We start from the raw sequence: 12,643 nt of genomic DNA on the forward strand, positions 1-12,643 counted from the left end.
AATGAAAATCAATAAAAAATATGTAGCGGGTTCAGTGGCAGTTCTTGCCCTAAGTGTTTGTTCCTATGAACTTGGTCGTTACCAAGCTGGTCAAGTTAAGAAAGATTCTAATCGAGTAGCTTATATAGATGGTGATCAGGCTGGTCAAAAAGCAGAGAACTTGACACCAGATGAAGTCAGTAAGAGAGAGGGAATCAACGCCGAACAAATTGTTATCAAGATTACGGATCAAGGTTATGTGACCTCTCATGGAGATCATTATCATTACTATAATGGCAAGGTTCCTTTTGACGCTATCATCAGTGAAGAACTGCTGATGAAAGATCCGAATTATCAGTTGAAGGATTCAGACATTGTCAATGAAATCAAGGGTGGTTATGTGATTAAGGTAGACGGGAAATACTATGTTTACCTCAAGGATGCCGCCCATGCGGACAATATTCGTACAAAAGAAGAGATTAAACGTCAGAAGCAGGAACATAGTAGTAATCACGGGGGTGCTTCTAATGATCAGGCAGTAGTTGCAGCCAGAGCTCAAGGACGCTATACAACGGATGATGGTTATATCTTTAATGCCTCTGATATCATTGAGGATACGGGTGATGCCTATATCGTTCCTCATGGCAATCACTTCCACTATATTCCGAAGAGTGATTTGTCTGCCAGCGAATTAGCTGCTGCCCAAGCCTTCTTATCTGGAAAAGGTGATCAATTAAGTACAGTTGAATATCGTTCAAGCAGAGCTGAAACAAGATCTAGTGTGAGAACAAGTCAATATGAGTCTCCTCAAAATCCTGCAGCAGCTCCTGAGAGTCAAAATGAGGATTTGGATAGTCTCCTCCAAGAATTGTACGCTTTGCCACTTAGCCAACGTCATGTGGAGTCTGATGGATTAGTATTTGACCCAGCACAGATTACAAAACGTACTGCCAATGGTGTGGCAGTTCCTCACGGAGATCATTTCCATTTCATTCCTTATTCGCAAATGTCTGCTTTGGAAGAAAAATTGGCTCGAAATCTACCAATTGGAGGTCAGCCAGTTCAAAGTCATTCTAATAATACGAAACCAAGCAGTCCTGAGAGAACAAGTTCAACACCAAGTTCAACCATTAAACCAAACTTTAATCTCAATACGCCGGCACCGAATCGAGGAACTGGAGGAGCTTATACAACGGATGATGGGTATGTCTTTAGTCCGACAGATGTGATTGAAGATACAGGTGACGCTTTTGTTGTACCGCATGGAAATCATTTCCACTATATTCCTAAGAGTGATTTGTCAGCAGGAGAATTGGCTGCTGCTCAAGCCTATTGGAATGGGAAGCAGGGCTCACATTCTGCCACAAGCTCAAGTAAACCAAGTAGTGATAATGCTAAACCAGCCCAACCAAGTTTGACAGAGACTCCAAACCTGACTGTCACACCAACATATCATCAAAATCATGGGGAAGACATTTCAACACTTTTAAGTGAATTGTATGCCAAACCTTTGTCAGAACGCCATGTGGAATCGGATGGACTAGTCTTTGATCCGGCACAAATCATCAAACGTACAGCTAACGGTGTAGCAGTGCCTCACGGAGACCATTATCACTTTATTCCTTATTCACAAATGTCACCGCTGGAAGAAAAATTGGCTCGTATGATAGCTGTTAAGGGACAAAATGGCAGTGTCTTGCCAAGTGTTACTCCTCTGAAGCCGGCTCCTACTACCAAACCTCAAGCACCAGTGGAAAATAAACCGACTGAACTTGATGTCAACCAGGTTGTTAGAAAAGTTGGTGATGGTTATATTTTCGAGGATAAGGGCGCTAGTCGTTATGTTCTAGCTAAAGACTTAGCCAAGGATAAGATTGACGCTATTGAAAATCTCTTGTCAAAGAAAACTCAAGAGACGCATGCCCTAGTTGCGAAGAAAGAAAATGTCGCTCCTCGTGACCAAGAATTTTATGATAAAGCATATAATTTATTGACCGAAGCTCATAAAGCCTTGTCTGAAAATAAGGGGCGTACTTCTGATTTCCAAGCCTTAAACAAATTAGCAGAACGCTTGAATGATGAATCTTCTAATAAAGGAAAATTGGTAGATGATTTATTGTCATTCTTAGCACCAATTACCCATCCAGAACGTCTCGGAAAACCAAATGCTCAAATTGCTTATACAGATGTTGAAATTAAATTAGCGAAATTAGCAGGTAAGTATACAACAGAAGATGGGTATATCTTTGACATTCGTGATATTACCAGTGATGAGGGAGATGCTTATGTAACTCCGCATATGACCCATAGTCATTGGATTAAGAAAGAGAGCTTGTCTGAAGCTGAAAGAGTAGCAGCCCAGGCTTATGCTAAAGAGAAAGGTTTGACACCTCCTTCAACAGAGAATCAGGGTTCAGGAGATACTGAGGTTAAAGGAGTAGAAGCAATCTATAATAAAGTGAAAGCAGCTAAGAAGGTCCCACTTGATCATATTCCTTACAATCTACAACATACTGTTGAAGTAAAAAATGGTAGCTTAATTATACCTCATTACGACCATTACCATAACATTAAATTTGGTTGGTTTGATGAAGGACTCTATGAAGCACCTAAGGGTTATAGCCTGGAGGATCTCTTTGCGACTGTAAAATATTACGTTGAACATCCTGAAGAACGTCCTCACTCAGATAATGGTTGGGGAAATGCCAGCGACCATGTTCGTAAAAATAAGGCAGACCAAGACAGTAAATCTGATGAAGATAAGGAAGATCGTCATGAATCAGACGAGTCAACTCGTCCTGAATCCAATGAAAAAGAAAATCATACAGGTTCAACCCCTTCAGTAGATAATCTTTATAAACCGAGCACTGATGAAGACGAGACAGAAGAAGTATCTAAAGATACAACAGACGAAGCTGAAGTACCTCAAGTAGAAACCGAAAAAGTAGAAGCCAAACTCAAAGAAGTAGAAGCTCTACTTGCTAAAGTAACGGATGCTAGTTTGAAAGACAATGTGACAGAGAGCCTATCTGGTTTACGAAATAATCTGAGTCTTCAAACCATGGATAATAATGGCATCATGGCAGAAGCAGAGAAACTACTTGCTTTGTTAAAAGGTAGTGAGTCAGTTACGACGAAACCAGAAGCATAAGTTTATCCTATTAAATCAATATGATGTAAGAGTCAGTAGCAATACTGGCTTTTATTTTTTTAAAATGACATAAAAATCTTGACAGATAAACTTAAAAAAGGTAAACTATTTACTGGTTAATTAATTGGTTAAATAACCAGTTTAGAAAAACTGTTTAACCGAGAAAAAGAAGTTAAGAAAAGCTTCATCATTTATTGAAATGAGGGATTTATGAAATTCAGTAAAAAGTATATTGCAGCCGGATCAGCTGTTATCGTATCCTTGAGTCTTTGCGCCTATGCACTGAACCAGCATCGCTCGCAGGAAAATAAGGACAATAATCGTGTCTCTTATGTGGATGGCAGTCAGTCAAGTCAGAAAACTGAAAACCTTACACCAGATCAGGTCAGTCAAAAAGAAGGAATTCAGGCTGAGCAAATTGTCATCAAAATTACAGATCAGGGCTATGTGACTTCACATGGTGACCACTATCATTACTATAATGGGAAAGTTCCTTATGATGCGATTTTCAGTGAAGAACTTCTGATGAAGGATGCTAATTATCAACTTAAAGACGCTGATATTGTCAATGAGGTTAAGGGTGGTTATATCATCAAGGTTGATGGAAAATATTATGTCTATCTGAAAGATGTAGCTCATGCTGATAATGTTCGAACTAAGGATGAAATCAATCGTCAAAAACAAGAACACGTCAAAGATAATGAGAAGGTCAGCTCTGATGTTGCTGTAGCAAGATCTCAGGGACGCTATACGACAGATGATGGTTATGTCTTTAATCCAGCTGATATTATCGAAGATACGGGTGATGCTTATATAGTTCCTCACGGTGGTCACTACCACTATATTCCAAAAAGTGATTTGTCTGCTAGTGAATTAGCAGCAGCAAAAGCTCATTTAGCTGGCAAAAATACGCAACCAAGTCAGCTAAGCTATTCTTCAGCAGTTAGTGACAATAACACGCAATCTGTGGCACAAGGCTCAACTAGCAAGCCAGAAAGCAAAGTTGAAAATCTCCAAAGTTTATTGAAAGAACTCTACGATTCACCTAGCGACAAACGTTACAGTGAATCAGATGGTCTGGTCTTTGACCCTGCTAAGATTATCAGTCGGACACCAAATGGAGTTGCGATTCCGCATGGTGACCATTATCACTTTATTCCTTACAGCAAGCTATCTCCTTTAGAAGAAAAGATTGCTAGAATGGTGCCTATCGGTGGAACTGGTTCGACAGTTTCTACAAATGAAAAACCTCATGAAGTAGCGTCTAGTCTAGGAAATATTCCAAGTAATCCATCTATATTGAATAATGCTTCTTCAACGTTAAATAAGGAAATTTCTTCAACATCTGATGGTTATATCTTTAATCCTAAAGATATTGTCGAAGAAACTGCTACAGCTTATATTGTAAGACATGGTGATCATTTCCATTACATTCCTAAGTCGAATCAAATTGGTCAACCGACTCTTCCAAACAATGGTCTAACAACACCTTCGCCATCTCTTCCAGTCAATCCTGGTGTTTCACATGAGGAACATGAAGAAGATGGGCACGGCTTTGATGCCAATCGGATTATTGCTGAAGATAGTTCAGGATTTATCATGAGTCACGGCGACCACAGTCATTACTTCTTCAAGAAGGATTTGACTGCTGATCAAATCAAGGCAGCGCAAGACCACTTGAAAGGTGCAAATACAACAACACCAAGTCCAGCTCATGATGACGATCACGACGAAGATCATCATGGACATCATCATGGTGAGGAACACGATCACGGTTTTGATGCCAATCGTGTCATTAGTGAAGATGAGCAAGGCTTTGTTATGAGTCACGGTGATCACAATCATTACTTCTTCAAGAAGGATTTGACAGCAGACCAAATTAAGGCAGCTCAGGATCATTTGAAAACACATCATGATGCGGAGCCTGTAAAACCTCTTGCTAAAACGGTAGAGTCTTTCTCAAGAGATGCTAGCGATGAAGAAAAGATTGCTTATATTTCTAAAACATACGGAGTTCCACTTGAAGCGATTAGAATTTCAAACGGATTCTTTGTCTTTGGAAATCCAGACCAAGCCTACGATCCAACTCATATCCATCCCTATGCTGTTCGTAAGGAACATGTTCGTTTGCCACTCCAAACTGGAAATCCAGAACTTGATTTCCTAAATGAACTTTACACGACTGCTTTGCGAGATGGTGTGTCTCCTTATAGTTTACAGGTAGAAAATGGTAGTTTTGTGATTCCTCATGGAGATCATAATCACTACATCAAGGTTCAAACCAAGGGCTATGAAGTGGCTTTGAAAAACAAGATTCCAGCCCTGCAATCCAATTATCAACCTGGAGCTTTTGATGAGAAGGCAGTCTTGGCAAAAGTAGATCAACTTCTAGCTGATAGTAGAAGCATCTACAAAGACAAGCCTATCGAACAAAGACAGATTGAGTTAGCTTTAGGTCAGTTTACTGAAAACATGAAGAAACTGGCAACTAACTCTACAGCGGGTTATCTTGCGACACTTGATCTCTTTGATAAGCAATATATCCATATTGATGAAAGTGTCAAACCTGTTGAAACAAGTGCTCTAGATAAGAAATATCAAGCCTTGATTGATAAAATCAATACACTGGATACAGATTCTTATGGGCTTCCTAAGAAAGACCTTCTCGTTCGACTCCAAGAAGCTAAGTTGGCTAAAGATGAGGCAGGTTTGGCAGCGGTTGAATCACAACTTCAAGCCTTGCAAGACTTTAATGACCGAACAGGTGTTACAACTGTAGAATACATCAAGTATTTCTACGAACACGTAAATGACGGTCGTTTGAGTGATGAACTGCGAAACAAAGTAGCTCAGTTGACTTGGACCTTGTATCAATCTCAATCCTTCCTAAAAGCAGCAGAATTGAACAAATTATTCCCAAGCATCTATCAAGCAAAACAAGAAGTGGAAGAAGCTTTGAAAGCTCAGCCAACTACTGCGAAATCAAGTCAAACAGTTCTAGATACTGAAAAAGTTGATAATCAAAGTGCCAAGACAGCTATTTATGGCTTCTTGAAAGAACTGTACGGAGACTTTATGCCTGAAGAACATGTCAATCATGTTAGCAAGGAACAAGTAGAAAGTCTCTTGAGCAAGGCAACTCAACTCTTAGAGCAAATCCAAGAAGAAGGAATCAGACAATCCTTGGCAGAAGAAGTAGAAAATCTCAAAGCTGCTACAAACAAGGCTGATGCGGACTTGGATGAAGTAAACAGTCAGGTAAAAGATGTCTTGACTCGTATCGCTAGCGCCCTTCAACAAGAAAAGGAAAATGCTGAGCAAGACCCTCAGACACTAGTACTCTATCAAAAACTCTACGATATTCTCATGTCGCTTCACTCTTATTTAGAAAACAACAAGGGTTCTGATGCGGACTTTGATAAGGTAGATGCTTTACTAGATCAACTTTCTGCTAAGAGTAAAGATAAAGCTGCTTTACTTGAATTGACAAAAGCTATTCTAGTCTTGAATCAAGAAATCAAGTCAAAATCAAGCTCAAGTGAAGAAGCAACTCCAGCGACAAATGCCGAGTCAAATGGTGAGAACACAAGTTCCGAAACTGAAACATCAGTGGCTGCAGAATCTAACAGTGAAACTGCAAGGGACGAAAACAAACCAAGCAATACAACAGATTCTAAACCTGCTGAACCAGCTTCAGAAAAGGAAACAACAGAATCTACAACAAGTACTGGAAATCAAGAAAAACCAGCAGAATAAAAAGAAAGGCGAAGTAGCTAAGCTACCTCGTCTTTTTAGTCTTCATAAGCTACGATACCAATGATGGTATCAACTGCACGTTCCATAGTCTGAAGGCTGACGTATTCAAAACGTCCATGCATATTTTCTCCTCCCGCAAAGATATTAGGAGTTGGGATTCCCATAAAGGAAATCTTAGAGCCGTCTGTCCCTCCACGAATTGGTTCGATAATAGGAGTAATACCCAAATCTTCCATAACGGCTTTGGCAATGGTAATTGGAGTCATATCTTTCTCAATGACTTCTTTCATATTGTAGTACTGGTCTGTCAAGTTTAGGGTGACACGGTCGCTACCAAGTTCTTGATTCATCTTATCAGCGATAGACTGCATAGCTGCTTTACGCGCTTCAAAGGCATCTTTTTCAAAATCACGAATGATGTAACTTGCACGCGCCTCTTCGACACTACCTGTCACATCCATTAGATGGTAGAAACCTTGGTAACCTTCTGTTAACTCAGGTCTGTCATTCTCTGGAAGTTGATTATGAAAATCAATTGCTAACTGAAGGGCGTTGACCATTTGCCCTTTGGCAGTACCAGGGTGGACATTGCGTCCTTGGAAATGCAATTCAGCACCCGCTGCTGAAAAGGTCTCGTACTGAAGCTCACCTAGTGGCCCACCATCAACTGTGTAGGCAAAATCAACATCAAAATCTTCTGCATCAAATTTATTAGCACCAACACCGATTTCTTCATCTGGACCAAAACCAACACGAATTTCACAGTGCTTGATTTCAGGATGAGCAGTCAGATATTCAATGGCAGTCATAATCTCAGCAATTCCTGACTTGTCATCAGCTCCTAGCAAGGTTGTTCCATCTGTTGTGATGAGCGTTTGTCCTGGATATTTTTCAAGACTCTTAAAGTCAGCTGGATCGAGTTTGAAACCAGAATTTCCAAGTTTAATCACACCACCATCGTAGTTTTCAATTACCTGTGGATTGACTCCTTCGGCATTAAAGTCAGCAGTATCCATATGGGAGATGAAGCCAATTTTACGTGTTAAAGATGGATCATTGGCTGGTAAGGTTCCAATTGCAAAACCATTTGGTAGATAATAAACATTTTGTAATCCAACACGTTTCATTTCAGGGATAAGAACATTGGTTGCGAAGTCAACCTGACTCTGTGTACTTGGAGTAGTAGTAGAGTGTTCATCAGAGCGCGTGTTGACCTTAACGTAGGTCAAGAAGCGGTCCAAGAGATTGGGGTAAGTCATAAAAAACTCCTTTTGAATTCATTTTTTCCATTGTATCATATAAAGAAAAGAAAAACAAAAGACAGAAGTTAGGGAAATTCTTTGTGTTAGCGTTTACTTATCAACGAATTAATGATAAAATAAACTTGATAAAAACATCACAAGGAAGCAATTATGAAAAAAGCAATTTTAATGATGACTTTCGGTTCGCCAGAAGAGATTACCTTTGAAGGTGTGGCTGATTTTTTCACAAATATTCGTCGTGGAGTGAGACCTCAAGACCACGAGATTCAAACACTCTATGATAATTATGTACGTATTGGAGGTACGCCTCTGCAAAGAATTACCCGTGAAGAAGTTGCCTTAGTAGAAGCTAGACTGGGGAATGAGTATAGTGTCTATTTTGCCAATAAATTTTCCAAACCTTTTATTCCAGATGTGATTGGTCAGATGGAAGAAGATGGAATCGAGCAGTGTATTTGCTTGATTTTGGAGCCCCATTATTCTTTTTATTCTGTCATGGGATACGAGAAATTTTTAGAAAGCAAACAAATTCAATTTTTGGTTATTAAGGATTGGTATCAAGAAGAAGCGCTCTTAAACTATTGGGCTGATGAAATTGCTAAGATTTTAAAAGAAGAAGTAAAGCAGGATAGCTTTAAAGTCATCTTTTCAGCCCATAGTGTTCCTATTTTTGCCTTGGATTTTGGTGATCCTTATATCGATCAAATCTTTGAAAATAGCAAGTTAGTTGCTGAAAAATTAGGTTTGAGTTCCGAGCAATATACAAATACTTGGCAAAGTGAGAGTGATATCGGTATTCCTTGGATTAAGCCAGATGTATTAGAGTACCTCAGAGAACAGACAGAACATCCAGACCATTATATTTTTGTACCAATCAGCTTTATCAGTGAGCACATTGAAGTCTTGTTTGATAACGATGTGGAATGTTATGAGATATGTCAGGAATTGGGTGTCAACTACCATCGTCCACCAATGCCAAATACGGATTCTCGCTTGATTGATGCCTTGGTCAATACAGTCAGAGCCAATGAAGATCAAGAGTTTAAGGAATTTCTCCCAGAAGAAGAAACCTTTGATGAGTTAGTTCCTTCAGATGAGACGAAAAACATTTTGGCCGAATCTCAAGATTTACAAATGCCTGAATTTGTGAAAAAACTGATTGAGAAAAAAGGTCGTGAGAATGTTAAGATGCCTTATCTTATCAAGAAAATGCTTGAGAAAGCAGGTAAATTACCAAAAGAGTAAAGAAAAAAGGATTTAGCTTTGCGCTAGATCCTTTAATAGATTATTTTTTCTCAAGAAGAGCTTTGATTTCTTGAAGTACTTCCAACTCAGTTGGACCAGCTGGAGCTTCCTCAGCAGCTTCTTCTTTCTTAGTAAGGCTTTGAGCTTTTTCAATACCTTTAATAACGAAGAAGAGAACAGTACCGATAACTAGGAAGTTGATAACAGCACTCAAGAATTTACCATATGTAACACCATTCCAAGCAAGATCAGCGATGTTTTGTACTTTCGCAGCTTCCAAGGCTGGATTCAAAATAAGTGGAGTGATGATATCGTTAACAAGTGATGTAACGATTGCACCAAAAGCAGAGGCAATGATCACACCGACAGCAAGGTCAACAACATTACCACGAAGCAAAAATGCTTTAAGATCTTTTAACATTTTCATTTTCCCTTTCAAAAAATTTTTACTCTTAATTATATATTAATTAAGAAGCTCTTGCAAGGTATATGCTTAAATTTTTTCTTATTTTTTAAAAATAAATACCTTACTAAAAATGTAATTGAGGATAATTATTAAGAATTGTGAAATAACTGTTTCAATACTATTAACTTTGTCAATATTATCATTTACAAATTGTCCGATAATATTAGGAAATTGGCTTACAAAGAGAAAAGTTAAAAACAAGTCTAACAGAAAAGTAGAAAGACGTGCTATAGTAAATTTTACTAAACGGATTGACCAATTCTGTCTAGCTTGCTTAAACACGATTGTATCATTTGTGATAAAGGCAAAGAGGATACCGATAATATTTGCTAGTCCAGTAGCGAGAAGTTCTTTGTGTGTTAGTTGATAAATGACTAATCGTGAGAGAATCGAAACTAGGGTTGTTGCAAGGCCAAAAAAGAGATAGGCTAAGATTTCATTGCTAAGAAATTTTTGAATACAAATTTTCATGTTTTTAGTATAGCATAAAGCAGGCTATTGTGCTATACTAGTAAGGTTGAATAAAGCAACCCTTGGTGCTTAGCTTCTTTCACCAAGCATATTACACGCGGGTAACCGCCAAAGGAGAAAAGATGAAAAAATTAACTATTCGTGATGTTGCAGATATCGCAATCGTCGCTGCTATCTATGTCGTTTTAACTGTCACACCACCCCTAAATGCCATTAGCTATGGTGCTTATCAGTTCCGTATCTCAGAAATGATGAACTTTATGGCTTTTTACAATCCTAAGTACATCATAGGAGTTACCATCGGTTGTATGATTGCTAATTTCTTTAGCTTCGGACTGCTAGATGTCTTTGTTGGTGGTGGATCAACCTTAGTATTCCTCAGTCTAGGTGTTTGGCTCTTTGCAAAATACAGCAAAGATTACCTCTTTAACGGATTAATTCGAAAAGATCATTTCTTCTTTTCAATCCTCTTTTCAATTTCTATGATTACTATCGCTGCCGAGTTGAATATCGTAGCGCAATTACCATTTTTCCTTACTTGGTTCACAACAGGAATCGGTGAATTTGCCTCATTAATTATTGGTGCGATTATCATTGGTAAAATTGGTCGTCGAATCGATTTAACTAAATAGAACCAGAAAAGCTAGGTAGCTATTCCCTGGCTTTTTCTTATGGAAAATATCTAAGGAAACTTGACAAGATTTTCTAACTATAGTATACTTTTTAGGTAAGCTGATTTAGCTCAGTTGGCAGAGCGCATCCATGGTAAGGATGAGGTCGCCGGTTCAATCCCGGCAATTAGCATGATATTTACAGGGAAACTCTTGAGCACAAGAGTTTTTTTCTTATGCTCGCGAGAAAAAATTCTGACTTTTGTATAATAAAAGTCATCCTGCAAAAATTTCCTATTGACAAAACCACTTATTTCAAGTAATATAATAGACGCGATGAGTCGATAGGTAGTCTTCAGGCTACTATTGAGCATAAGGAGGTCATAACGCAGGAGCGGACCTTGATGAGTTGTGTGAACCTGCTCATCACATGAAGATGCCTCTTAGTCCCTAGTCTAGCGACTGGGGATTTTTATTTTCCAAAAAATGATGAAAAAGCTTTGCAATTCATGGAAAAAGTAGTATAATACATCTATTATAGAAATTTTTAGAAAATTCCGAAAGAGGTTATTTATGGGATATACAGTTGCTGTAGTCGGCGCGACAGGTGCTGTCGGAGCTCAGATGATAAAAATGTTGGAAGAATCAACACTTCCAATCGATAAAATTCGTTTACTTGCTTCTGCACGTTCAGCAGGCAAGACTTTGAAATTTAAAGATCAAGATATTACGATTGAAGAAACGACTGAAACAGCCTTTGAAGGAGTTGATATTGCTCTCTTTTCAGCAGGTGGTTCTACATCAGCTAAATATGCACCATACGCAGTTAAATCTGGAGCGGTAGTAGTAGATAATACATCTTACTTCCGTCAAAATCCAGATGTTCCTTTGGTTGTTCCAGAGGTCAATGCTCATGCACTTGATGCTCACAACGGTATCATTGCCTGCCCTAACTGTTCAACAATCCAAATGATGGTGGCTCTTGAGCCAGTTCGCCAAAAATGGGGATTGGACCGTATCATTGTTTCAACTTACCAAGCAGTTTCAGGTGCTGGTATGGGAGCAATTCTTGAGACACAACGTGAACTTCGTGAAGTCTTGAATGATGGTGTAACCCCACGTGATTTACATGCCGAAATCTTGCCTTCAGGTGGGGACAAGAAACACTATCCTATCGCCTTCAATGCTCTTCCACAAATCGATGTCTTCACTGACAATGATTACACTTACGAAGAGATGAAGATGACTAAGGAAACTAAGAAAATCATGGAAGATGATAGCATTGCAGTATCTGCAACATGTGTGCGTATTCCAGTCTTGTCAGCTCACTCTGAGTCTGTTTACATCGAAACAAAAGAAGTGGCTCCAATTGAAGAAGTAAAAGCAGCTATCGCAGCCTTCCCAGGTGCTGTTCTTGAAGATGATGTGGCTCATCAAATTTATCCTCAAGCCATTAATGCAGTGGGTTCTCGTGATACCTTTGTTGGTCGTATCCGTAAAGACTTGGATGCAGAAAAAGGAATCCACATGTGGGTTGTTTCTGATAACCTGCTCAAAGGTGCTGCTTGGAACTCAGTTCAGATTGCTGAAACCCTTCATGAACGTGACTTGGTTCGTCCAACAGCTGAATTGAAATTTGAATTAAAATAGTTATATCGTTTAGGAGTTCAGATGAACTCCTTCTTTGAAATAGAGAGGTGTT

8 protein-coding genes, 1 tRNA gene and 1 riboswitch are annotated in these 12,643 nt (G+C 38.9%); of the genes, 6 read left to right on the forward strand and 3 right to left on the reverse strand.

Annotated elements, in window-relative coordinates; translation table 11 throughout:
- Position 1: 1 nt before the first annotated feature.
- Together QMQ21_RS00410 and QMQ21_RS00415 are read left to right on the forward strand one after the other, a co-directional pair.
- Entirely contained in the window at positions 2-3,130 is a 3,129-nt protein-coding gene (locus QMQ21_RS00410; RefSeq protein ID WP_238096184.1) for a pneumococcal-type histidine triad protein, read from the forward strand.
- 210 nt (positions 3,131-3,340) lie between these two features.
- Positions 3,341-6,886, forward strand: coding sequence for a pneumococcal-type histidine triad protein (locus tag QMQ21_RS00415; RefSeq protein WP_261813706.1), 3,546 nt, complete (start codon positions 3,341-3,343; stop codon positions 6,884-6,886).
- Positions 6,887-6,921: 35 nt separating this feature from the next.
- On the opposite strand, the gene pepT is transcribed toward QMQ21_RS00415, so the two are convergent.
- Positions 6,922-8,145 (reverse strand): peptidase T, encoded by a 1,224-nt coding sequence (pepT, locus tag QMQ21_RS00420; protein ID WP_261813707.1) that lies wholly within the window; start codon positions 8,143-8,145, stop codon positions 6,922-6,924.
- Positions 8,146-8,298: 153 nt separating this feature from the next.
- On the opposite strand from pepT, the gene hemH reads away from it, so the two are divergent.
- Positions 8,299-9,393, forward strand: coding sequence for a ferrochelatase (gene hemH / locus QMQ21_RS00425; protein WP_004254302.1), 1,095 nt, complete (start codon positions 8,299-8,301; stop codon positions 9,391-9,393).
- Positions 9,394-9,433: 40 nt separating this feature from the next.
- Here hemH and mscL read toward each other — a convergent pair whose 3' ends face one another.
- Together mscL and QMQ21_RS00435 are read right to left on the reverse strand one after the other, a co-directional pair.
- Positions 9,434-9,814, reverse strand: a complete 381-nt coding sequence (mscL, locus tag QMQ21_RS00430; RefSeq protein WP_004254306.1) for a large conductance mechanosensitive channel protein MscL — start codon at positions 9,812-9,814, stop codon at positions 9,434-9,436.
- Positions 9,815-9,898: 84 nt separating this feature from the next.
- Positions 9,899-10,330 (reverse strand): GtrA family protein, encoded by a 432-nt coding sequence (locus tag QMQ21_RS00435; RefSeq protein WP_004254310.1) that lies wholly within the window; start codon positions 10,328-10,330, stop codon positions 9,899-9,901.
- Positions 10,331-10,358: 28 nt separating this feature from the next.
- A riboswitch (PreQ1 riboswitch) is annotated at positions 10,359-10,455 on the forward strand.
- On the opposite strand from QMQ21_RS00435, the gene QMQ21_RS00440 reads away from it, so the two are divergent.
- The 3 genes from QMQ21_RS00440 to QMQ21_RS00450 all read left to right on the forward strand — a co-directional run bounded on the left by QMQ21_RS00440 (position 10,453) and on the right by QMQ21_RS00450 (position 12,591).
- Positions 10,453-10,962, forward strand: a complete 510-nt coding sequence (locus QMQ21_RS00440) for a QueT transporter family protein (RefSeq protein ID WP_033685126.1) — start codon at positions 10,453-10,455, stop codon at positions 10,960-10,962. It overlaps the preceding riboswitch by 3 nt.
- A gap of 99 nt (positions 10,963-11,061) precedes the next feature.
- Positions 11,062-11,134, forward strand: a tRNA-Thr gene (locus QMQ21_RS00445).
- Positions 11,135-11,514: 380 nt separating this feature from the next.
- Entirely contained in the window at positions 11,515-12,591 is a 1,077-nt protein-coding gene (locus QMQ21_RS00450) for an aspartate-semialdehyde dehydrogenase (protein ID WP_020902845.1), read from the forward strand.
- Positions 12,592-12,643 lie beyond the last annotated feature (52 nt).

Source organism: Streptococcus bouchesdurhonensis (assembly GCF_948472335.1).

Excerpts from the sequence above, each read along its gene's own strand:
- QMQ21_RS00450 (WP_020902845.1), top strand. The coding sequence starts at position 11,515 with ATGGGATATACAGTTGCTGTAGTCGGCGCGACAGGTGCTGTCGGAGCT.
- pepT (WP_261813707.1), bottom strand. The coding sequence starts at position 8,145 with ATGACTTACCCCAATCTCTTGGACCGCTTCTTGACCTACGTTAAGGTC.
- QMQ21_RS00415 (WP_261813706.1), top strand. The coding sequence starts at position 3,341 with ATGAAATTCAGTAAAAAGTATATTGCAGCCGGATCAGCTGTTATCGTA.
- mscL (WP_004254306.1), bottom strand. The coding sequence starts at position 9,814 with ATGTTAAAAGATCTTAAAGCATTTTTGCTTCGTGGTAATGTTGTTGAC.
- hemH (WP_004254302.1), top strand. The coding sequence starts at position 8,299 with ATGAAAAAAGCAATTTTAATGATGACTTTCGGTTCGCCAGAAGAGATT.
- QMQ21_RS00435 (WP_004254310.1), bottom strand. The coding sequence starts at position 10,330 with ATGAAAATTTGTATTCAAAAATTTCTTAGCAATGAAATCTTAGCCTAT.
- QMQ21_RS00440 (WP_033685126.1), top strand. The coding sequence starts at position 10,453 with ATGAAAAAATTAACTATTCGTGATGTTGCAGATATCGCAATCGTCGCT.
- QMQ21_RS00410 (WP_238096184.1), top strand. The coding sequence starts at position 2 with ATGAAAATCAATAAAAAATATGTAGCGGGTTCAGTGGCAGTTCTTGCC.